This is a genomic window from Pseudomonas sp. M5A4_2d (genome assembly GCF_053345295.1).
In genome coordinates, this window is record NZ_JBKEZW010000003.1 from 148,626 (window position 1) to 170,501 (window position 21,876).

Consider the following 21,876-nt stretch of genomic DNA (forward strand, 5'->3'; position numbering starts at 1 on the left):
CAGTGGCCACAACAAAGGTCCCAATATGAAAAAACGCTGGCAAAACCCCACAGGTCTATGCGCCACTAGCGCCATTCCTTAATTGTGCGTAAAGGTCGGCGCCCATCGCCGATCCGTCTGGAGATTCCCGTTATGAGCGAGAGTGTGTTTGCCGATCGCATCGTGCAGAACCTGCTCGACACCGACTTCTACAAGCTGACCATGATGCAGGCGGTGCTGCACAACTACCCGAATGTGGACGTTGAATGGGAGTTTCGTTGCCGCAACAGTGAAGACCTGCGCCCTTACCTGGCGGAAATCCGCTACCAGATCGAGCGCCTGGCCGAGCTGAGCCTGAGCCCAGACCAGTTGGGTTTCCTGGAGCGCATCAGCTTCATGAAGCCGGACTTCCTGCGCTTCCTCGGGCTGTTCCGCTTCAACCTTCGTTATGTGCAAACCGGCATCGAGAATGGCGAACTGTTTATCCGCCTGCGCGGGCCGTGGCTGCATGTGATCCTGTTTGAAGTGCCGATGCTGGCCATCGTCAGCGAAGTGCGTAACCGCTACCGCTACCAGACCGTGATCCTTGAACAGGCCCGCGAGCAGCTGTACCGCAAGTTCGATTGGCTGACGGCGAACGCCAGCAGCGACGAGCTATCGGAGCTGCAAGTGGCCGACTTCGGCACGCGCCGGCGCTTCTCGTACCGGGTGCAGGAAGAAGTGGTGAGCGTGCTCAAGCATGACTTCCCCGGGCGATTTGTCGGCACCAGCAACGTGCACCTGGCCCGCGAGTTCGATATGAAGCCGCTCGGCACCATGGCCCACGAGTGGATCATGGCCCACCAGCAACTCGGCCCGCGCCTGATCGACAGCCAGATCGCCGCCCTCGACTGCTGGGTCCGCGAATACCGCGGCCTGCTGGGGATCGCCCTGACTGACTGCATCACCACCGACGCCTTCCTCAGCGACTTCGACTTGTACTTCGCCAAGCTGTTCGATGGCCTGCGCCATGACTCCGGTGACCCGGTGCAATGGGCCGAAAAAGCCATCGCCCACTACCACAAGCTCGGTATCGAGCCGATGAGCAAGACCTTGGTGTTCTCCGACAGCCTATCGCTGCCCAAGGCGCTGGAGATATTCCGCGCGTTGCGGGGTCGCATTAATGTGAGCTTTGGTATCGGCACCAACCTGACCTGCGACATTCCAGGTGTTGAGCCAATGAGCATCGTGCTTAAAATGACCGCCTGCAATGGCCAGCCCGTCGCGAAAATCTCTGATGAAGCGGGCAAGACCCACTGCACCGACCCGAATTTCGTCGCCTATTTGCGTCACGTTTTTAAAGTACCTGCCCTTTCCAGCAAGGAGTGAATCATGCAAGCCGTACAGCGTGAGATTGCGCAGCAGCTCAAGGTCCAAGCACCGTTCAAGGACCAGGCCGCCCTGGAGGCCGAAGTTGCCCGCCGCATAACCTTTATCCAGGACTGCCTGCGCAATTCCGGGCTCAAGACATTGGTGCTGGGCATCAGCGGCGGCGTCGATTCCCTGACTGCCGGCCTTTTGGCCCAACGCGCGATGCAGGAACTGCGCGCCAGCACCGGTGATGACGCCTACCGTTTCATCGCCGTACGCCTGCCCTACGAAACCCAGTTCGATGAAATCGACGCCCAGGCCTCGGTGGATTTCATCGAGCCGGACGAGCGCCACACCGTGAACATCGGCCCGGCGGTAAAATCCCTGGCCAGTGAAGTGGCGGCGTTTGAAGGCAAGGCCGCGGTGTCCCGCGATTTCGTGCTGGGCAACACCAAGGCGCGCATGCGCATGGTGGCGCAGTACACCATCGCCGGTGCGGCCAGTGGCCTGGTGATCGGTACCGACCACGCGGCGGAAGCGGTGATGGGCTTTTTCACCAAGTTCGGTGATGGCGCCTGCGATCTGGCACCGTTGAGCGGGCTGGTGAAAAACCAGGTACGGGCGATTGCTCGGCACTTTGGTGCGCCGGAATCATTGGTAGAGAAAATCCCGACGGCGGACCTGGAAGATTTGTCGCCAGGTAAGCCGGACGAAGCCTCCCACGGCGTGACTTACGCCGAGATCGACGCCTTCCTGCACGGAGAGCCGGTGCGTGAGGAAGCGTTCCGGATCATTTGCGACACCTACCGTAAAACCGAGCACAAGCGGGTCATGCCATTCGCGCCGTGAGGTAGATCGCCATCGCAGGCAAGCCAGCTCCCACAGTTGACCGCATCCTCATGCTGGAACTCGGTCAACGGTGGGAGCGGGCTTGCTCGCGAAGAACGATAACGCGGTACTACAGACCGCCCACAAAAAAGCGCCCCGCAAGGCGCTTTTTTTCGACCGGAATCGGTTTACTTGACGGTCACAGTGCCTTTCATCATCGAGATGTGGCCCGGGAACGAGCAGAAGAACGCGTAGTCGGTACCGGCAGCCAGCTTAGACACATCGAAGGTCACCGAATCTTTCTCACCGGCACCAATGATTTTGGTGTGGGCGATGATGCGGGTGTCGCCTTCTTTCAGGTAGTTCTTGTCGATACCGGCAGCCATGCCGTCGCTGGCAATGCCAGGCATGTCGGCGGCGGAGCTCAGCACCCAGTTATGGCCCATCACGTTCTTCGGCAAGCTGCCGGAGTGAGTCAGCTCAACGGTGAACGTCTTGCAGCTCTTGTCGATTTCAATGGCCTTTTTGTCGAAGGACATTTGGTCGGTGGAGTCGACGGTGACCTTGCACTCTGCAGCAAGCAACTGGCCGCTCGCCAGAGTCAGCAGGGAAACAGCAACGAGTTTGGCAAACATGTGAATCTCCAAGGCAGGGTTTAAATAACGCGAATTGGGACAAGGGTGCCTCAAGCAGGCTTGAATTCTTATGATCTGCATCAACAGATTGTATACAACTTTAGGCTATCAGACTGATCAACACAATCTACCAGCCAAAGATCTGCCACCCGCCTATGATCGGCCCATACCCCATTGGAGCCCGCGCCATGCACCTCAACCAACTGTTCAACGGCCTGCTGGCCGCGTACGCCTGCGGTAAGTGAAGGCCAAGCGAGGTGCTAAGCTGCTACCATAGCGACCCAAGGCAGCTGCGCGCCGCCCCACCCTCACCTTCGACCCTAGAGGATCGCCCATGGCCAAACCTAATTACTCCTTCGCCAAACGTCAGAGAGACTTGGCCAAGGAGCAGAAGAAAGAGGAAAAGCTGCAACGCAAGAAAGCCACTGCAGATGAAGAAGCAGGTGCACTGAACCCGGATGCTGAAGGTGAAGTGGCGACAGACGAAACCGAAACACCGAAAGACCCGGCTGAATAAATTCTGTTTGGGGTGAGCAGGCCCTCCCTGCTCACCCCAACCCACCCTCACTCCAGCGGCATCACCGTCACCCGCACCTCCGGGTCATGGCTCCCTCCCCCCAGAATCACCCCCCGCAACGGCGACACATCTGAGAAATCACGGCCCCAGGCCAAGGTGATGTGCTCCAGTGCCGGCTGCACATTGTTGGTCGGATCGAAATCTACCCAGCCCGACACCGGGCAATACACTGAGACCCACGCGTGGGACGCATCGGCGCCGATCAGCCGTGGCTGGCCGGGCGGTGGCTGAGTGAGCAGGTAACCGCTGATGTATCGCGCCGCCAGGCCCCGCGAGCGCAGGCAAGCGAGCATCAGATGGGCGAAGTCCTGGCACACGCCGCGACGGCGCTCCAGCACTTCCACCAGCGGCGTGGCGACCTGGGTGGCTTCGGCATCGAACGTGAACTCGCTGAAGATCTTCTCCATCAGCGCCTGTACACCCAGCAGCAATGGCTCGCCGGGAGGAAAACAGCTTTCGGAAAACTCGACGAAAGTTTTTTTCAGGTGCACGTAGGGTGATTCGAAGCGATAGCGGCAGGCTTCGACCAGTTCCACCGACACCGGCCGGCTGCTATAGGTCAAGCTGTCGCGCGTCTGGTCCCAGGCGGGCGACTGCTGGAAATCCAACACCGGCCGCGCCAGCACTTCCACGGTCAGCCCGGCATTCACCAGCAACTCATCGTGGGGCCGCTCAAAGGCCAGCCGGGTAATGGGGTTACCAAACACGTCCAGCTCATCGCGGCGCGAAGACGGCTCCGGGCTGATATCCAGTTGCTGCGAGGTGCAACGCTGCCAGGCACAAGGCCGTGGCCACAGATGCGCCAGTTGCTGGGCCAGGGAGACCGGGCTGTCGTAGTGGTAATGGGTATCGTGGAAAATCTGGTAGCGCGCACTCATCACACCGACACCGTTTGCTGGCTGACATCATCCACATGGGCAAAATGGCGCAAGGCCAGGCGATCCGACACTTGCCCGCTCTCATCGGCGACTGCTTGCAGCAAGTCAGCCAGGCCATCCAGCGCGGCACGCACGCTGGACTCGCCAAACAACGGGTTCTCCAGGCAACCCAGGTCGAAACACGCCAGGCGCTCCACCAACGGCGCCAGCCCGGTTTCACGAGGCACAGCAAAGTCATCGTTGAGGCGACGCAAGGTACGGCTGACCAGTTTCAGCTGGAACAGCACCGCGTGCGGGTTCTGCTCGTCCAGCAGCAGCAGATCGAGCACCGGAATCAGCTGCGGCACCGCCAGGTAGCGCGAACGATAGGTGATGCTGCTGTTGCCCAACTCCAGCAGCCACTCAAGCCCCGCCTGATCGAACACCGCCACGCCACGCAGGAACGCCGCAAGGCTGCTGCTCAGAAATTGCAGGCGCTCAATGCGCCGGCCCATCATCAAAAAGCGCCAGCCTTCGTCGCGGGTCATGTCGTCGAGGGCAAAGCCGGACAGCGCCGCCAGGGACATCACCAGGCGGTTGAGAAAATCCAGCAATTCGCCAAAATCCGGGGTTTCGCTTTCCAGCTCCAGGGCTTCGCGTTGCAGTTCGACCAGGGCCTGCCAGTTTTCCCGGGACAGTTTGCCGCGCACCTGGGACGCCGCCCACTGCAGGCGCTGCAGGTTGGCGCGCAGGCTCGACGGCCAGTCATCACCCAGCAAGGCGGCGAGCAGGCGCTCAGGCAACTCGCCCTCCTCCGGCAACAAACGCAAGCTCTCGCCCAGCTCGACCGCCGCCTGCAAGGCCAGCGGATCGTCGCCGTCGACATAACGCGCGAGCACGATACGCAGCCAACGCGCGCTGTCGTCACAGCGCTCGCAATAGCGGCCAAACCAGAACAGGTTTTCCACCACGCGAGAGGGCAGATAAGGGTCGCGGCGCACCAGGTCATGGGCACCGATCGCCCGTTGTGCACGCCAATGCTCGCCACCGGCAACGCGTTCGCTGAGCACCCAGGTGTCTTTGCTCGCGCCACCGCGTTGCATCGACACCACTTCGGCATCCGCCTCGGCCGCCACGCGGGTCAGGCCGCCGGGCAGTACACGGTAGCCGTCATCACTGGCCACGGCGTACACGCGCATGCCGATGGCACGGTGTTGCAAATGGTCGTCGACGGTGTGCCACACCGGTGCCTGGGACAGTTGCGCCAGCTCCTGGGCGACGTAGGCGTAAGGCCTTGCGCGCATGCGTTCGGCCAGGGCCTGGCGTTGTTCCTCATTCAAATCGCGGCCAAATACCGGGCTGAAGCTTTGCGACGGAAACGCGGGTTTGATCAGCAAATCCGGCAGTTTCTCCAAAGCCTCGGCCAACACCGGTGCTTCACCGCACCACCAAGTGGCGATCGACGGCAGGATCAATTCTTCGCCGAACAGGAACTGGTTGATCTTCGGCAAAAAGCCGAGCAACCCGGGCGACTCCAGTACGCCACTGCCGAGGGCATTGGCCACCAGCACATTGCCCTGGCGCACGGCATCGAGCAGGCCGGGCACGCCGAGGGCCGAGTCGGTGCGCAGCTCCAGCGGGTCGCAGAAGTCGTCGTCCAGGCGGCGCATGATCGCGTGCACCCGGCGCAGGCCGCTGAGGGTTTTCAGGAACACGGTGCTGTCGCGCACGGTGAGGTCGCCGCCCTCCACCAACGGGTAGCCGAGTTGGCGCGCGAGGTAGAGGTGTTCGAAATAGCTTTCGTTGAATCGCCCCGGGGTCAGCAGCACGATCAGCGGCGACTGGTCGTCACTGGGCGCCTGGCGGGCCAGGGTTTCCTGGAGCGTGCGGAAGAAACCGGTGAGGTGCTGCACCTGCAGATCGCGGTACAAGTCCGGGAACGCACGGGACACGATGGTACGGTTTTCCAACGCATAACCGGCACCCGACGGTGCCTGGGTGCGGTCGGCGGTGACCCACCAGCGGCCATCCGGCGTGCGCGCCAAGTCCACGGCGTACAGGTGCAAAAACGCGCCATCCGGCGGCTGAATGCCCTGGCAGGGCCACAGGAAATTGTTATGCCCAAACACCAGCTCAGCCGGCAGCAGGCCCTCTTTGATCAATCGCTGCGGGCCATACAGATCGGCCAGCACGGCATTGAGCAGGCGCGCCCGCTGGGCGATACCGGCCGACAGGTGTTGCCACTCATCGGCGGCCAGCACATGGGGCAGCAAATCCAGCTCCCATGGACGATCCGCGCCCTTGGGGTCGGCGTAGACGTTATAAGTCACGCCGTTTTCCTGGATCTGCCGGGTCAGCAGTGCCTGGCGCTGGGCCAGTTGCGCAGACGTGCTGCGTTGCAGGTGATCAAGCAAGCGCTGCCAATGGGCACGCACCGCGCCACTGTCGTCCAGCAGTTCGTGATAAGTGCCCGCGGTCAGCGGGTAACGGTCGAGCAAGTCGGGCATGGAACGCTCGGCAGAAGGCAAGGGAAGTCAGATTAACTCAAATTCACTGCAATCTATTGTGGGAGCTGGCTTGCCTGCGATTGTGATTTTCCAGTCACCTTATTGGCTGGCTGATATATCGCTATCGCCGGCAAGCCAGCTCCCACATTTAAATCGCATTCAGTCATTTTTATTGGGGAAACGCCGCAGATCCAGGGTCATCGGTAGTTCATCATTAACCATTAAGGAAGGCACGGGGAGCTTGCCAGGGGTATGCCCCAAGCGGAAAAACCGCGCCATCCGCCGGCTTTCGGCTTCATTGGCATTCACCGGCAAGCTGTCGTAATTGCGCCCTCCCGGGTGGGCGACATGGTACTGGCAGCCGCCCAGCGAGCGCTGCATCCAGGTGTCGAGCACGTCGAACACCAACGGCGCGTGCACCGGGATAGTCGGTTGCAGGCAGTTGGCCGGTTGCCAGGCGCGATAACGCACGCCGGCCACGAACTCACCGACACGCCCGGTCGGTTGCAGCGGCACCGGTATGCCGTTGCAGGTCAGCAGATAACGCTGCGGCGCCAGCCCGCTCAACTTCACCTGCAAGCGCTCCAGGGACGAATCCACATAGCGCACCGTGCCGCCCACCGCGCCCTCCTCGCCCAGTACGTGCCAGGGTTCCAGTGCCTGGCGCAGTTCCAGCTCGATGCCGCTGACGGCATAGTCGCCAACCTTGGGGAAACGGAACTCCAGGTGCGCGGCAAACCATTCGGCCCGCAGCGGGTAACCCGCAGCATTCAGCTCGACTATCACGTCGGCAAAATCCTGCTCGATAAAATGCGGCAGCAAGAAGCGATCGTGCAATTGCGTACCCCAGCGCGCCAGTTTCGGCGGCGCATATGGCTCACGCCAGAAGCGTGCGACCAAGGCCCGCAGCAGCAATTGCTGGGTCAGGCTCATGCGCGCATGGGGTGGCATTTCAAAGGCGCGCAGTTCCAGCAGGCCCAGGCGCCCCGTGGCGCCGTCGGGCGAGTAGAGTTTGTCGATGCAGAACTCGGCGCGGTGGGTATTGCCTGTCACGTCGATCAGCAGGTTGCGCAGCAGGCGGTCCACCAACCATGGCGGGCATTCTTCGCCAGGGGCGGGCATTTGGGCGAACGCGATTTCCAGCTCGTACAATGCGTCGTTACGCGCTTCATCCACCCGTGGCGCCTGGGATGTCGGGCCGATAAACAACCCGGAGAACAGGTACGACAGCGATGGATGGTTATGCCAGTAGCTGATCAAACTGCGCAGCAAATCGGGGCGACGCAAGAACGGTGAGTCCTTGGGCGTCGCGCCGCCCAGCACAAAATGGTTGCCGCCGCCGGTGCCCGTGTGACGACCGTCGATCATGAATTTTTCAGTGGTCAGGCGGGTTTGCCGTGCCTCTTCGTAGAGGAATTCCGTGCGTTCCACCAACTCGTCCCAGGTGGCGGACGGCTGCACGTTGACCTCAATCACACCCGGGTCCGGCGTGACCCGGAAGTTGCTCAAACGCGTGTCGAACGGCGGCTCGTAGCCTTCCAGCAATACCGGGCAGTGCAGCTCCTCGGCGGTGGCTTCGATGACGGCCACCAATTCCAGATAGTCCTCGACGCGCTCCAGCGGCGGCATAAACAGGTACAGGCGCCCTTCCCGCGCTTCGGCGCACAAGGCGGTGCGGGTCAGCCAGTCGGCGGACTCGTCGACCTCAGGCACGCGTTCATCGGCTGGCGCGGGTTCGCCATGGCTTTGCAGTTGCGCGGTGGTCGGCAACTCCGGCTGATCCTGGTTAGGGTCAGTCGGATGCACGAACGGGTACTCCGCCGCCGTCACCCAAGGTTGCGAGGCCAGCGGCAGACGATAGCCCAGCGCTGAGTCGCCCGGCACCAGTCGGCAGTGATTGTCGCGCAGGTACCAGCGCCCACTCTGCCAGCGGTCATTGGCCGCCGTGCGCGCCAGCGGCAGCACTTGGCCGATAACTTTGTCCAGGCCCTGGCTGAATACTTTGCGCAGGCGCTCGCGCTCCAGGTCGTCGCTCAAGCGCGGGTCTTGGGCGGTGACGTTTTGCGGCAGTGCACCTTCGCGCCACAGGTAGTAGAAATTGTCTTCGAAGGCCGGGAATACAAAGTGCGCCGGCAGTTTGAGGCGTTCGGCGACACTGGCCAGGAAACGCCCAGCCATCACCCCATCGGCAGCATAATCTTCTTGCTCATCGGCAATCAGCGCACTGTTGTGCCAGATCGGCACGCCGTCGCGCCGCCAATAGCAGTTGAGCGACCAGCGCGGCAACTGCTCGCCGGGGTACCACTTGCCCTGACCGAAGTGCACCAGGCCCTTGGGCGCATAGTGCTTACGCATGCGTTGGAACAGCTCGGCGGACAGCCGACGTTTGTCCGGCCCGAGGGCGGCGGTGTTCCACTCGGCGCCGTCGGGGTCGTCGATGGAGACGAAGGTCGGTTCGCCGCCCATGGTCAGGCGTACGTCGTCCTTGAGCAGGTCGCCATCGATCTGCCGGCCCAGTGCCTGGATCGCCAGCCATTGTTCTTCGGTGTAGGGCTTGGTAACCCGAGGTGCTTCCCAAATGCGCTCCACCGACATCTCGTGGGTAAATTCGCACTCGCACGGTTCCACCAGCCCACTGATCGGTGCAGCGGACGATGGATCAGGACTACAGGCCAACGGGATATGACCTTCACCGGCGAATAACCCTGAGGTAGCGTCCAGGCCGATCCAGCCAGCGCCGGGCAAATACACTTCGCACCAGGCGTGCAGGTCGGTGAAGTCCACTTCGGTGCCGGACGGGCCGTCGAGGGCTTTGACATCGGCGGTGAGCTGAATCAGATAACCGGAGACAAACCGCGCCGCCAACCCCAGGTTGCGCAGCAATTGCACCAGCAGCCAGGCCGAATCGCGGCAGGAGCCGGAAGCGTTTTGCAGGGTGAACTCCGGGGTTTGCACGCCCGGTTCCATGCGGATCAAGTAGCCAATATCGGCCGCCAGACGCTGGTTCAGCCCCACCAGGAAATCCACGGCCGGCAAGGGCGTGCGGTCGATGCCCGCCAGGTAAGCGGCAAACTTCGGCGTCAGCGGCAGGGTTTCCAGGTACGGCGCCAGCTCTCGCTGCTCGTCAGCGGCGTAGCTGAAGGGGATTTTTTCGGCGTAGGGCTCAAGGAAAAAGTCGAACGGGTTGAACACCGCCATCTCGGCGACCAAGTCGACTTCGATACGCAGTTCGTCCGTCTTTTCCGGGAACACCAGACGCGCCAGGTAGTTACCTTGGGGGTCTTGTTGCCAATTGATGAAATGCTGCTCGGGCAGCACTTTCAGTGCGTAGGACAAAATCCGCGTGCGACTGTGGGCCGCCGGGCGTAAACGCACGATCTGTGGGCCGAGTTCGACAGCGCGGTCATAGCGGTAATGCGTAACGTGGTGCAACGCGACATGAATCGACACGGCGGCCTCCTGCGAGCCAGGGCATGGACACAACGTGCGCAAGACTTATGCCAGAGCAGCCGTCATTGCGCTTTCTCGTTAGACCCAGTGCAGTAGAGCACCAAAACGGCGCCATCAGCGGTGCCTTGGTGCAAGTGCTGCACATATTTGTGGCGCAGGGTGGTGAATCTACCCAGCTAGCGTGCTTTGTGCGTTGCGATGATGGCTTGGCGCAGCCGCCTCACTTCAACGAGTTTCTGGCGCATCTCGCGGTGACGCTTGCTGTTGAGCAGCAGCAATCCCAGCAGCGGGAACAGCAGGCTCAAACTATAGGACAACGGATGCGCAGCGAAGGCGATGGTGGGCAGCACTGCCAGAACACAGAGCGCAAGCAGCATCACCAGCGGCCATACCCACTGCGGCCGCCCGCGCGCGATCATGAAGTTGCACTGCACGATGCCCCACGTCAGCGCGAGGCCACCCAGGAAGGAATACTTGAGGTTGTCGTCCATCGACAAGCGTGGGAAATAACTGTCGAAAATCAGCGGCACCGCAAACACCAGGCTGAACACCGCCGCGAAAATTGCGCCCATAAAGACCGGAAAGTATTGCGCCAGAAAACTGCGAATGCCGGGTAGCTCATTCATCGCTCATTTCCTCATACAGCCCCACGGCAATGGTGCGTACGTTCCCCGAGATTGCACTGCCGGTAAAACCGATCGCCGCGCCGAGGGCATCCTGTATCTGGGTCACCGTCGCATGCTTGACCTGGGCGGGGGCGAAACGCTTGGTCGCCTCGCCAGACAGTTGTTTCAACTTGAGCATCTTGGCGCTCATTCGCGGGTCCTGGATGCTTAGCAGCTCCTTCGTCAGCTTGGCGCGCTCTTGCCGGGTTAATCCTCGTAGCACCTCCCGCACGCTTTTGCCGGTGGCGGCCTGATTCAGCCGCACCAGCTTAATCGTGGTCAGCGTCGATGCACCGACCCCGATCAACGACGCAGCATCCAGCGCGATCATCGTGTACTGATACCACTCCGAGCTGTCGAGCTTGTCATTTTTGGAGGGGTCACTGATCTCATTGCTGACGCGATAGCCACTGGCAAAACACTGGAGCGTGCTGGCCGTGGCAGCGGTATAACCGATGGCCGTAATCACGCTGCTGGCACCCGCCGTGAACGGTACAGCGACGGTGCCGCTGAGCACCACGATCCAACCGATGATCGCGCCCGCGCAGGACAGAGACGTATTGACCGCCTCTCCCACCAGGCGCGATTCGCGGGGATTGTCCTGGACCTGTTGCGCAAACTGCGCCGGGGCGATGTACTTCTGCGCTTCACGCAAGATCAAACGTTTAGGAGCGATGCTGCAGATGGGCTGAAATTCGCGCAGCGTGAGGACGTTGAAGTCGGCGTCAATGTACACAACGCCCGCGCCGACAATGCCGGGGTCAGCGTCAATGGCCGCAAACAGGCGTGGCAGGTTGATCTGGCTTTCGATGCGCTGGCGCGCCATGAACTGCGAGCGGTTGGAGTCCATGCCGATGCTGAGCAGGGGGTTGCTCATGAGAGTTCTTCCTTGAAGGTGATGGTGGCCTGGCAGGCCTCATCGCGGGCAAGCCCGGCTCCCACAAGGGAACGCGTTCCAACTGTGGGAGCTGGCTTGCCTGCGATGGCGATCTAATGACCACCACCTTAACAAACGGTCTACCCACTCGCTAGAAAGCAAAACGCCAGCACAAGGCTGGCGTTTTGCATATTCAGGCTGCGATCAACGCGGTACGACCGGCTTGCGCGCAGGCTTACCGCCTTTGCCCTTCGCCGCATCGGCGCGCTCCTTGGCAGCCTGCTTGTTGCGCACCATGGCCGCAGCCTTGGCTTGTTCGCGCTTGTCCCACGGGTTACTGCCATCACTGCCACGCGGCGGCAAACCGGTGTGCTGGGTGAGGATCCTGGTGGTGGTTTCCTTGGCAACCTTATGGCTGCCGGCCGGCGTCGAGTTCTTGCGACGGGCGCTCTGGTAGCTGTCGGTGGCCGGCTGGTGCAGCGGAATCAATTGGTCCTTGCCCGGCCCGATCAGGTCGGCACGGCCCATGCGGGTCAATGCTTCACGCAGCATCGGCCAGCCTTTCGGGTCGTGGTAGCGCAGGAACGCTTTGTGCAGACGGCGCTGCTCTTCGCTCTTGACGATGGTCACCGCGTCGCTCTTGTAGGTGACCTTGCGCAGCGGGTTCTTGCCCGAGTGGTACATCGCGGTGGCGGTGGCCATCGGCGACGGGTAGAACGCCTGCACCTGGTCGGCGCGGAAGCCGTTACCCTTGAGCCACAGGGCCAGGTTCATCATGTCTTCATCGGTGGTGCCCGGGTGGGCGGCGATGAAGTAAGGAATCAGGTACTGCTCCTTGCCTGCTTCCTTGGTGTACTTCTCGAACATGCGCTTGAACTTGTCATAGCTGCCAATGCCCGGCTTCATCATCTGGTTGAGCGGACCTTCCTCGGTGTGTTCCGGGGCGATCTTCAGGTAACCACCGACGTGGTGGGTCACCAACTCTTTAACGTATTCCGGCGACTCGACCGCGAGGTCATAGCGCAGGCCGGAAGCAATCAGAATCTTCTTCACACCCGGCAACGCACGGGCGCTGCGGTACAGCTGAATCAGTGACGAGTGGTCGGTGTTCAGGTTCGGGCAGATGCCAGGGAATACGCACGACGGCTTACGGCACGCAGATTCGATTTCCGGGCTCTTGCAAGCGATTCGGTACATGTTCGCGGTCGGGCCGCCGAGGTCGGAGATCACGCCGGTAAAACCTGGAACCTTGTCGCGGATCTCTTCGATTTCGCGAATGATCGACTCTTCGGAACGGTTCTGGATGATCCGGCCTTCGTGCTCGGTGATCGAGCAGAAAGTACAGCCGCCGAAGCAGCCGCGCATGATGTTCACCGAGAAACGGATCATGTCGTAGGCCGGGATCTTTTCCTTGCCGTACGCCGGGTGCGGGACACGGGCGTAAGGCATGCCAAACACGTAGTCCATTTCTTCGGTGGTCATCGGGATGGGAGGCGGGTTGAACCACACATCCACTTCACCGTGCTTCTGTACCAGGGCACGGGCGTTGCCTGGGTTGGTTTCCAGGTGCAGCACGCGGTTGGCGTGAGCGTAGAGCACCGAGTCACCACGGACTTTTTCTACCGATGGCAGGCGAATCACGGTCTTGTCGCGGGTCATGCGCGGGCTGGCCAGGATCTGCACGACCTTGGCTTCTTCCGGGTCTTCAACCGGGCCTTTTTCCTGCTCAATGGCGCAAGCCTGGGTGTCCTGGGTATTCACGTACGGGTTGATGATCTTGTCGATCTTGCCCGGGCGGTCGATACGCGTGGAGTCCACTTCGTACCAGCCTTCAGGCGTGTCACGGCGAATGAACGCGGTGCCGCGCACGTCAGTGATGTCTTCGATCTTGTGGCCCCAGGACAAACGCTGGGCGACTTCGACGATAGCCCGCTCGGCGTTGCCGTACAGCAGGATATCGGCGCAGGCGTCGATCAGGATCGAATTGCGCACGCGGTCTTGCCAGTAGTCGTAGTGGGCGATGCGGCGCAGGGACGCTTCGATGCCACCGAGTACGATCGGCACGTTCTTGTAGGCTTCTTTACAGCGCTGGCTGTACACCAGGCTCGCGCGGTCCGGACGTTTGCCGGCCATACCGCCAGGGGTGTAGGCGTCGTCGGAACGAATCTTCTTGTCGGCGGTGTAGCGGTTGATCATCGAGTCCATGTTGCCGGCCGCGACGCCGAAGAACAGGTTCGGCTCGCCGAGCTTCATGAAGTCATCTTTGGACTGCCAGTTCGGCTGGGCAATGATCCCGACGCGAAAGCCCTGGGACTCCAGCAGCCGGCCGATGATGGCCATACCGAACGAGGGGTGATCCACGTACGCATCACCGGTGACGATGATGATGTCACAGGAGTCCCAGCCAAGCTGATCCATCTCCTCCCTGCTCATCGGCAGGAATGGCGCAGGACCGAAACATTCGGCCCAGTACTTGGGATAGTCAAATAACGGCTTGGCTGTTTGCATGACGGTGACCGGTGTTGAGATGAAAAATCGCGGGCGCGGAATATAGCACAAATTTTGACCAATTCCGACGGTAATGGTCGGAATTGTGGTGACGCCATCGCAGGCAGGCCAGTTCCCCCATTTGAATGCATTTACACATCAATGTGGGAGCTGGCTTGCCTGCGATGAGGCCCTTACAGGCGCTGGAGAGTTACTCGTCGTCGAAGTTGTAGCTGCCCGGCGCCAGGTTTTCGAAACGGGTGTATTTGCCGATAAAGGCCAGCCGCGTGGTGCCGATTGGCCCGTTACGCTGCTTGCCGATAATGATTTCAGCGATGCCTTTATGCTCGGTCTCCGGGTGATACACCTCGTCCCGGTAAACGAACATGATTACGTCAGCATCCTGCTCGATCGCTCCGGATTCCCGCAAGTCGGAGTTGATCGGGCGTTTGTTCGGCCGTTGCTCCAAGGAACGGTTGAGCTGCGACAGGGCAACCACTGGGCAGTTGAATTCCTTGGCCAGGGCTTTCAACGAGCGGGAAATCTCGGAAATCTCGTTGGTACGGCTGTCGCCACTGGAGCCCGGGATCTGCATCAGTTGCAGGTAGTCGATCATGATCAGGGCGATATCGCCGTGCTCACGCACCAAGCGTCGGGTACGCGCGCGCATTTCCGAGGGGCTGATGCCCGCGGTGTCATCGATAAACAGCTTGCGGTCGTTAAGCAGGTTAACGGCCGAGGTCAAGCGCGGCCAATCGTCATCTTCCAGACGACCGGCACGCACCTTGGTCTGGTCGATACGGCCCAAGGACGACAACATCCGCATGATCAGCGATTCGCCTGGCATCTCCAGCGAGTAGACCAGTACGGCCTTATCGCTGCGCAACACGGCGTTCTCCACCAGGTTCATCGCAAACGTGGTTTTACCCATGGACGGACGGCCGGCGACGATGATCAGGTCAGATGGCTGCAGGCCGCTGGTCATGCCATCGAGGTCGGTGTAGCCGGTGGACAGGCCGGTGATGGCGTTGTCGGTGTTGAACAAGGTATCGATCCGATCGATGGCCTTGGTCAACAGGTCGTTGACGCTGACCGGGCCGCCGGTTTTCGGACGGGCCTCGGCGATCTGGAAGATCTGCCGTTCGGCCTCGTCGAGAATCTCTTCAGCGGTACGGCCTTCGGGGTTGAAGGCACTGTCGGCAATCTCGGTGGCGATGCCGATCAACTGGCGCAACGTGGCCCGCGCACGGACGATCTGCGCATAGGCCTTGATGTTGGCGACCGATGGCGTGTTTTTCGCCAGCTCACCCAGGTAACCCAGGCCGCCCACTTGGGACGTCTGGCCTTCCTTGTCCAATTGCTCGGCCAGGGTCACCACGTCGATCGGCGAGTTCTGGTCGGCCAGCTTGGCAATGGCACGGAAGATCAGGCGGTGGTCATGACGGTAGAAATCGCCGTCCGAGACTTGATCCAGCACGCGTTCCCAGGCGTTGTTGTCCAGCATCAAGCCACCGAGCACGGCCTGTTCGGCCTCGATGGAATGCGGTGGCACCTTCAGGGCAGCGGTTTGCAGATCGTATTGCTCAGGAGCTGAAATATCGTTCATGGCCACTTGGAATTAGGGGATTGTAGAAAAACAAAAGGCACGACCTGTAAACAGGATCGTGCCCGATGTTAACTGGCTGACACGCGAGGTGCCAGTCAGTTAGGTGCTGCTTAAGCTGCTACCACGACAACGCGTACGGTGGCTTCAACTTCGGCGTGCAGGTGCACGGCTACGTCGAATTCGCCTACGTTGCGGATGGTGCCGTTCGGCAGACGAACTTCGCTCTTCTGCACTTCAACGCCGGAAGCGGTCAGTGCATCAGCGATGTCGTGGGTGCCGATCGAACCGAACAGCTTGCCTTCGTCACCGGCGGTGGCAGTGATAGTCACTTCCAGCTCAGCCAGTTGGGCAGCGCGAGTTTCGGCCGAAGCTTTTTTGTCTGCTGCTGCTTTTTCCAGCTCAGCACGACGCTCTTCAAACGCAGCCAGGTTGGCAGCGGTTGCAGCGGTGGCTTTGCCGTAAGGCAGCAGGTAGTTACGACCGTAGCCGGCCTTAACGTTCACTTTGTCGCCCAGGTTGCCCAGGTTGGCGACTTTTTCCAGAAGGATCAGTTGCATGTGAAAATCCTCTAACTTTTAACCTTCACCGTTCGCGTTATCGGCGTCTTTCGACGCCAGACGACCGCGAAAATCAATCAGGCCGTCGACAATGGCCAAAACCACGAGTAACGGATAGATCAGCTGCATGAACAGCAACAGCGTTACGTACAACCCCACCAGCCAAAACCTGGCCAGACGCTTTCGCGCAACCAGCCCATGAATCAGGGCCAACCCGGCAAACACCAGCGGTACGCTGCAAATCGGCGCCAGCAAGGCCATCTGTGGACCGAAGTTCGGCCCGACAACCATGCACGCCAGCAGCAACATCGCCGGCCCCGCGGGGATTCTGATACTGCGAAACTCGCGACCAAAACCACCCGGGTTGTACAACAACGCCTGCCAATAACGCCCAAGAATCAGGCTCAGCACGCTGACGACCTGCAACAATGCCGCAATCAGGCCGGTCAGGACCGGGGCAATCAGTGACGCAAACCGCGCTCGCTCATCTACCGACAACTGCTGGTAGAGATCCCCGAGAGCCATCGGCAGGATCTTGACGATTTCCTGCGACAGCGCCTCGATTTGCGGGCGGAAAGCCGCGCCAAGCATCACTGAGTACACCAACCCCAATGCCACGCTGCCCAGCAGCGTACGGACCCAGGACTCACTTGCGCGTAAAACCAACGCAAGGCTCGATGACCCCAGCAGTACCAAAAGTACGCGTGGATCACCCAATTGCAGCCACCAGATCAAGGCCGGCAACAATCCCAGGGCAAGGACGCCAAGGGCGTCCTTCAAACCGCGCCGCAGCAGCACTAGGCAACCTGCGGCAGCACCCAACCAATAAAGCAACGGCAATGCCGCACATCCAGCCACTACGAGAGTGGCCTGCACGCGACCGCGCATGATGAACTCAGCTAAGGCGCGCATGCATTCAATCCCTTACTACTTGTCGACTGCCCGGTCTCAGCGGCCGTGGCTGTCGGTGTAGGCCAGCAGGGCCAGGAAGCGGGCGCGCTTGATAGCGGTGGCCAGCTGACGCTGATAACGTGCTTTGGTACCGGTGATACGGCTTGGAACGATTTTGCCGGTCTCGGATACGTAAGCTTTCAGAGTGTTGAGATCTTTGTAATCGATCTCTTTCACGTCTTCAGCGGTGAAGCGGCAGAATTTACGACGACGGAAGAAACGTGCCATTTGATAGGCTCCTTAAAAGGTCCGTGGATTACTCGTCAGCGTTATCGCTGTTGTCGCTGTCATCACTATCAGCGCTTTCGGCGCCTTCGTGCTCAGGACGGTCGCGACGCTCACGGCGCTCACTGCGGTTTTCTTCAGCCTTGAGCATCTCGGATTGGCCGGTAACGGCTTCTTCGCGACGGATGACCAGGTTACGGATCACTGCATCGTTGTAGCGGAAGTTGTCTTCCAGCTCGGCCAGGGCCTTGCCAGTGCACTCAACGTTCAGCATCACGTAGTGAGCCTTGTGAACATTGTTGATTGCGTAGGCCAGTTGACGACGGCCCCAATCTTCCAGACGGTGGATTTTGCCGCCGTCTTCTTCGATCAGCTTGGTGTAACGCTCAACCATGCCGCCGACTTGCTCGCTTTGATCCGGGTGGACCAAAAAGATGATTTCGTAATGACGCATGAATGCTCCTTACGGGTTGTAGCCTGCCGCTCAAAAACGGTCAGACAAGGAGTGAATGACACTTATGGATCTTGCCAAAGGGAGGCACATGCGTGCCTGCCATGAAGGCAAGGGGCGCAATTGTAGAGAAGGGGGAGAAAGCGCGCAAGGTGATTGGTGATTATTTGAACAATCTCCAATTCACCACAAAACAAATGTGGGAGGGTCTTATGTGGGAGCCGGGCTTGCCTGCGATGCAGGCACCTCGGTGTATCAGTGATACCGAGGTGATGCTATCGCAGGCAAGCCAGCTCCCAAACAAGTGCCTCCCACATTTTGGATCTACGCCGGGCTCAAAATTACTTTTTAGCCTTCGCCTTGACGCCACGCTGGCGCCGGGCTTCGAACAGGCACACGCCGGTAGCAACCGACACGTTGAGACTGCTCACACTACCGGCCATCGGCAGGTGCACCAGGTAATCGCAATGCTCACGGGTCAGGCGACGCATGCCTTTGCCTTCGGCGCCCATGATCAGAATGGTCGGGCCGGTGAGGTCCTGGTCATAAATGCTGACCTCAGCCTCGCCTGCCGTGCCCACGACCCACAGGCCGCGCTGCTGGAGTTTTTCCAGGGTGCGCGCCAGGTTGGTCACGGCCACCAGCGGAATCACTTCCGCCGCGCCGCAGGCAACTTTACGCACGACCGGCGTCAGGGTGGCCGACTTGTCTTTCGGCACAATTACCGCCAGCGCGCCGGCAGCGTCCGCCGAACGCAGGCAGGCGCCGAGGTTGTGCGGGTCGGTCACGCCGTCCAGTACCAGCAGCAGCGGCGCGCCTTCGGTACGGTCGAGCAACTCGTCGAGCATCGCCTCGCCCCAGACCTGGCTCGGGCTTACGTCCGCAACCACGCCTTGGTGAACGCCCTCTACCCACACGTCCATTTCACGACGCTCGGCCTGACCGATGGCAACCTTATTTTGGGTAGCCAGCTCGACCAGCGCTTGTACACGCGGTTCGCTGCGGCCTTCTGCCAACCACACTTGCTTGACGCGTTTGGGGTGGTGACGCAGCAGTGCTTCTACGGCGTGTACGCCGTAGATTTTTTCCAGACTCATGACTTGGCCTTAGGTTTGCGCGACCCGCCGCTTTTCGCGGGGGCCGAACCCGCTTTAGGCGGGCCTTTACGGTGTTTACTCGGCTTGCTCGACGGCTTTTCCGCCTCGCGGGACTTTCCCCCAGACGCCGCTTTACCACCGCTTTTGGCTTCACTGAGCAACTGCTGCTTCAACTCGCGGCTCTTGCGCAGTTCAGCGTTTTTTGCCGCGGCATCGCTTGGACGGTAGGCTTCGGGGGCCTTGTCCTTGGCAGACGAACGACGAGCAGGCTTGGCTGGCGCAGGCTCGGCAACCGCTGCTTTCGCAGGAGCACCTTTGCCTTTGCTTGCCGGCGCAGTCGTCTCGCCGCCACGTTTCTTACGGCCAGCCGGCTCGGCTGGCTTGTCAGGCATACCGAAGTCGATCTTGCGCTCGTCGAGGTCGACGCGCATGACCTGCACCTCAACGGTATCGCCCAAGCGGAAGCTACGACCGGTGCGCTCGCCCGCCAGGCGGTGATGCACAGGGTCAAAGTGGTAATAGTCACCCGGCAAGGCGGTGACATGCACCAAGCCCTCGACATAGATGTCAGTCAGTTCAACGAACAGACCAAAGCCGGTTACGGCCGTGATGACGCCAGGGAACGACTCGCCCACGCGGTCCTTCATGAACTCGCACTTAAGCCAGTTCACTACGTCGCGGGTGGCTTCGTCGGCACGGCGCTCGCTCATGGAGCACTGCTCGCCCAGCTGTTCCAGGGCCGCTTCGTCGTACGGATAAATCCGCGCTTTCGGAATGGTCATTGCACCGGCGCGCTTGACGTGCGGGGTGTTCTGCTTGGAATGGATCACGCTGCGGATCGCGCGGTGCGTGAGCAGGTCCGGGTAACGACGAATCGGCGACGTGAAGTGGGTGTACGCTTCGTAATTCAGGCCGAAGTGGCCCTGGTTATCAGCGCTGTACACCGCCTGGCTCAGGGAGCGCAGCATCACGGTCTGGATCACGTGGTAATCCGGACGGTCCTTGATGCTCGCGAGCAGTGCCTGGTAGTCCTTCGGCGTCGGGCCGTCCTTGCCTTTGTGCAGGGACAGGCCGAGCTCGCCGAGGAACGCGCGCAGCTTCTCCAGGCGCTCCGGCGGCGGGCCGTCATGCACCCGGTACAACGCAGGAATCTCGTGCTTTTTCAGGAATTCCGCAGTGGCCACGTTGGCCGCCAGCATGCATTCCTCGATCAGCTTGTGCGCATCGTTACGCGTGGTCGGGGTGATCGCCGCGATCTTGCGCTCGGAGCCGAAGACAATTCGGGTTTCCTGCGTTTCAAAGTCGATCGCGCCACGCACGTGACGGGCGCCCAACAGCACTTTGTACAACGCGTACAGCTGCTTGAGGTGCGGCACAACATGGCCGTACTCACCGCGCAGTGCTTTGGCTTCACTGGTCTTCGGCTGTTCCAGGATGGTACTGACCTTGTTGTAGGTCAGACGCGCCTGGGAATGAATCACCGCTTCGTAGAACTGGTAGTCAGTCATTTCGCCGGTTTTCGAGATAGTCATCTCGCACACCATGGCCAAACGGTCGACTTTCGGGTTCAGGGAGCACAAACCGTTGGACAACTGCTCAGGCAGCATCGGAATCACGCGCTCAGGAAAGTACACGGAGTTGCCGCGCACCTGAGCTTCGTTGTCCAGGGCCGAACCAATCTTCACGTAGCTGGACACGTCGGCAATCGCGACGAACAACTTCCAGCCGCCGGAGAACAGGCGCAGCTTGCCAGGCTTGGCTTCGCAGTAGACCGCATCGTCGAAGTCACGCGCATCTTCGCCGTCAATGGTGACGAACGGCAGATGGCGCAGGTCGATGCGTTTTTCTTTGTCTTTGTCTTCAACTTCCGGCTTGAGCTTGGCGGCTTCTTTGAGCACAGCCTCAGGCCAGACATGAGGAATATCGTAGGTGCGCAGCGCAACGTCGATTTCCATGCCCGGCGCCATGTAGTTGCCGACCACTTCAACGATATCGCCTTGCGGCTGGAAGCGCGCAGTTGGCCAATGGGTGATTTTCACCTCGACGAACTGGCCGACTTTGGCGGCGCCATTGCGACCCGGGGTAATCAGCACTTCCTGCTGGACCTTGGGGTTATCTGGCACAACAAAGCCAATACCGCCCTCTTCGAAGTAACGGCCGACGATAGACTCGTGGGCACGCGACACCACTTCGACGATCACGCCTTCACGACGACCGCGACGGTCCAGGCCGGAAACGCGCGCCAGAGCACGGTCGCCATCGAACACCAGGCGCATTTGCGCCGGGCTCATGAACAAGTCGTCGCTGCCGTCGTCCGGGATCAAAAAGCCGAAGCCATCACGGTGACCGGCAATGCGGCCGAGGATCAGGTCGAGCTTATCCACAGGCGCGTAGGTGCCACGGCGGGTGTAGATCAGTTGAGCGTCGCGCTCCATGGCACGCAACCGGCGGCGCAGGGCTTCGAGCTGGTCTTCGGTGGTCAGACCGAATTCTTCAACCAGCTGCTCGCGGCTAGCAGGCGAACCACGATCGGCGAGATGCGCCAGGATCAGTTCGCGGCTAGGAATAGGGTTTTCATATTTTTCCGCTTCACGAGCGGCCTCGGGATCGAGGGACTGCCAATCGGCCATTAGAGAGTTTTCACCTTGTCTATATGCGGGTTAGTTTGGCATACGCGTATTGAAACGGGAAATTTCAGACGTCAACAAGCCTTTAAAAGCTCTTTGTAGCCCCCGACAGACACCTTGCACGACCATTGGCGAAATTTTCCAGGCTTT

The 21,876-nt window shown here is 60.5% G+C and carries 17 protein-coding genes; 3 read left to right on the forward strand and 14 right to left on the reverse strand.

Features of this window, described 5'->3' with window-relative positions; genetic code table 11:
* The first annotated feature begins 132 nt into the window (after positions 1-132).
* The gene (gene pncB / locus ACLBW8_RS11240) at positions 133-1,347 is read left to right on the forward strand and encodes a nicotinate phosphoribosyltransferase (RefSeq protein ID WP_064450425.1); all 1,215 of its coding nucleotides are present in this window, start codon (positions 133-135) and stop codon (positions 1,345-1,347) included.
* A gap of 3 nt (positions 1,348-1,350) precedes the next feature.
* Positions 1,351-2,178 carry an ammonia-dependent NAD(+) synthetase gene (gene nadE / locus ACLBW8_RS11245; protein WP_447805379.1) on the forward strand — a complete coding sequence of 276 codons (828 nt, stop codon included), beginning with the start codon at positions 1,351-1,353 and terminating at the stop codon, positions 2,176-2,178.
* Between the two features lie 167 nt (positions 2,179-2,345).
* Here the strand turns inward: nadE and azu are convergent, their stop codons facing one another.
* Positions 2,346-2,792 (reverse strand): azurin, encoded by a 447-nt coding sequence (gene azu, locus ACLBW8_RS11250; RefSeq protein ID WP_064450423.1) that lies wholly within the window; start codon positions 2,790-2,792, stop codon positions 2,346-2,348.
* 334 nt (positions 2,793-3,126) lie between these two features.
* On the opposite strand from azu, the gene ACLBW8_RS11255 reads away from it, so the two are divergent.
* The gene (locus ACLBW8_RS11255; protein WP_064450422.1) at positions 3,127-3,309 is read left to right on the forward strand and encodes a hypothetical protein; all 183 of its coding nucleotides are present in this window, start codon (positions 3,127-3,129) and stop codon (positions 3,307-3,309) included.
* Positions 3,310-3,356: 47 nt separating this feature from the next.
* On the opposite strand, the gene ACLBW8_RS11260 is transcribed toward ACLBW8_RS11255, so the two are convergent.
* The 13 genes from ACLBW8_RS11260 to rnr form a co-directional block, all read right to left on the reverse strand.
* Positions 3,357-4,247, reverse strand: a complete 891-nt coding sequence (locus ACLBW8_RS11260) for a transglutaminase family protein (protein ID WP_262666883.1) — start codon at positions 4,245-4,247, stop codon at positions 3,357-3,359.
* On the reverse strand, positions 4,247-6,733 hold the full coding sequence (locus tag ACLBW8_RS11265) for a circularly permuted type 2 ATP-grasp protein (protein WP_447805380.1): 2,487 nt from the start codon (positions 6,731-6,733) through the stop codon (positions 4,247-4,249). Before ACLBW8_RS11265 ends, ACLBW8_RS11260 begins: the two co-directional genes overlap by 1 nt.
* A 159-nt stretch (positions 6,734-6,892) precedes the next feature.
* Entirely contained in the window at positions 6,893-10,183 is a 3,291-nt protein-coding gene (locus tag ACLBW8_RS11270; RefSeq protein WP_447805381.1) for a transglutaminase family protein, read from the reverse strand.
* A gap of 176 nt (positions 10,184-10,359) precedes the next feature.
* Positions 10,360-10,809, reverse strand: a complete 450-nt coding sequence (locus ACLBW8_RS11275) for a hypothetical protein (RefSeq protein WP_447805382.1) — start codon at positions 10,807-10,809, stop codon at positions 10,360-10,362.
* Positions 10,802-11,725, reverse strand: coding sequence for a hypothetical protein (locus ACLBW8_RS11280; protein ID WP_064450417.1), 924 nt, complete (start codon positions 11,723-11,725; stop codon positions 10,802-10,804). Before ACLBW8_RS11280 ends, ACLBW8_RS11275 begins: the two co-directional genes overlap by 8 nt.
* 204 nt (positions 11,726-11,929) lie before the next feature.
* On the reverse strand, positions 11,930-14,233 hold the full coding sequence (locus ACLBW8_RS11285; RefSeq protein ID WP_064450416.1) for a YgiQ family radical SAM protein: 2,304 nt from the start codon (positions 14,231-14,233) through the stop codon (positions 11,930-11,932).
* A 190-nt stretch (positions 14,234-14,423) separates the two neighbouring features.
* Positions 14,424-15,818 (reverse strand): replicative DNA helicase, encoded by a 1,395-nt coding sequence (gene dnaB, locus ACLBW8_RS11290; protein WP_064450415.1) that lies wholly within the window; start codon positions 15,816-15,818, stop codon positions 14,424-14,426.
* Positions 15,819-15,928: 110 nt separating this feature from the next.
* Positions 15,929-16,375 carry a 50S ribosomal protein L9 gene (rplI, locus tag ACLBW8_RS11295; protein ID WP_003171376.1) on the reverse strand — a complete coding sequence of 149 codons (447 nt, stop codon included), beginning with the start codon at positions 16,373-16,375 and terminating at the stop codon, positions 15,929-15,931.
* Between the two features lie 18 nt (positions 16,376-16,393).
* Positions 16,394-17,287 carry a hypothetical protein gene (locus ACLBW8_RS11300; protein ID WP_447805383.1) on the reverse strand — a complete coding sequence of 298 codons (894 nt, stop codon included), beginning with the start codon at positions 17,285-17,287 and terminating at the stop codon, positions 16,394-16,396.
* 36 nt (positions 17,288-17,323) lie between these two features.
* On the reverse strand, positions 17,324-17,554 hold the full coding sequence (rpsR, locus tag ACLBW8_RS11305; protein WP_002551829.1) for a 30S ribosomal protein S18: 231 nt from the start codon (positions 17,552-17,554) through the stop codon (positions 17,324-17,326).
* Between the two features lie 28 nt (positions 17,555-17,582).
* On the reverse strand, positions 17,583-18,005 hold the full coding sequence (gene rpsF, locus ACLBW8_RS11310; protein WP_003217491.1) for a 30S ribosomal protein S6: 423 nt from the start codon (positions 18,003-18,005) through the stop codon (positions 17,583-17,585).
* Positions 18,006-18,343: 338 nt separating this feature from the next.
* Entirely contained in the window at positions 18,344-19,099 is a 756-nt protein-coding gene (gene rlmB, locus ACLBW8_RS11315; protein WP_064450413.1) for a 23S rRNA (guanosine(2251)-2'-O)-methyltransferase RlmB, read from the reverse strand.
* Positions 19,096-21,729, reverse strand: a complete 2,634-nt coding sequence (rnr, locus tag ACLBW8_RS11320) for a ribonuclease R (RefSeq protein ID WP_447805384.1) — start codon at positions 21,727-21,729, stop codon at positions 19,096-19,098. The genes rlmB and rnr overlap by 4 nt, the downstream gene beginning before the upstream one ends.
* Positions 21,730-21,876: the final 147 nt, after the last annotated feature.

What these genes read in the sequence shown, in the direction of transcription:
- rpsF (WP_003217491.1), bottom strand. Translation starts at nt 18,005, where the DNA reads ATGCGTCATTACGAAATCATCTTTTTGGTCCACCCGGATCAAAGCGAG.
- ACLBW8_RS11255 (WP_064450422.1), top strand. Translation starts at nt 3,127, where the DNA reads ATGGCCAAACCTAATTACTCCTTCGCCAAACGTCAGAGAGACTTGGCC.
- nadE (WP_447805379.1), top strand. Translation starts at nt 1,351, where the DNA reads ATGCAAGCCGTACAGCGTGAGATTGCGCAGCAGCTCAAGGTCCAAGCA.
- ACLBW8_RS11260 (WP_262666883.1), bottom strand. Translation starts at nt 4,247, where the DNA reads ATGAGTGCGCGCTACCAGATTTTCCACGATACCCATTACCACTACGAC.
- ACLBW8_RS11280 (WP_064450417.1), bottom strand. Translation starts at nt 11,725, where the DNA reads ATGAGCAACCCCCTGCTCAGCATCGGCATGGACTCCAACCGCTCGCAG.
- dnaB (WP_064450415.1), bottom strand. Translation starts at nt 15,818, where the DNA reads ATGAACGATATTTCAGCTCCTGAGCAATACGATCTGCAAACCGCTGCC.
- ACLBW8_RS11300 (WP_447805383.1), bottom strand. Translation starts at nt 17,287, where the DNA reads ATGCGCGCCTTAGCTGAGTTCATCATGCGCGGTCGCGTGCAGGCCACT.
- rpsR (WP_002551829.1), bottom strand. Translation starts at nt 17,554, where the DNA reads ATGGCACGTTTCTTCCGTCGTCGTAAATTCTGCCGCTTCACCGCTGAA.
- ACLBW8_RS11265 (WP_447805380.1), bottom strand. Translation starts at nt 6,733, where the DNA reads ATGCCCGACTTGCTCGACCGTTACCCGCTGACCGCGGGCACTTATCAC.
- azu (WP_064450423.1), bottom strand. Translation starts at nt 2,792, where the DNA reads ATGTTTGCCAAACTCGTTGCTGTTTCCCTGCTGACTCTGGCGAGCGGC.
- pncB (WP_064450425.1), top strand. Translation starts at nt 133, where the DNA reads ATGAGCGAGAGTGTGTTTGCCGATCGCATCGTGCAGAACCTGCTCGAC.
- rlmB (WP_064450413.1), bottom strand. Translation starts at nt 19,099, where the DNA reads ATGAGTCTGGAAAAAATCTACGGCGTACACGCCGTAGAAGCACTGCTG.
- ACLBW8_RS11285 (WP_064450416.1), bottom strand. Translation starts at nt 14,233, where the DNA reads ATGCAAACAGCCAAGCCGTTATTTGACTATCCCAAGTACTGGGCCGAA.
- ACLBW8_RS11275 (WP_447805382.1), bottom strand. Translation starts at nt 10,809, where the DNA reads ATGAATGAGCTACCCGGCATTCGCAGTTTTCTGGCGCAATACTTTCCG.
- rplI (WP_003171376.1), bottom strand. Translation starts at nt 16,375, where the DNA reads ATGCAACTGATCCTTCTGGAAAAAGTCGCCAACCTGGGCAACCTGGGC.
- rnr (WP_447805384.1), bottom strand. Translation starts at nt 21,729, where the DNA reads ATGGCCGATTGGCAGTCCCTCGATCCCGAGGCCGCTCGTGAAGCGGAA.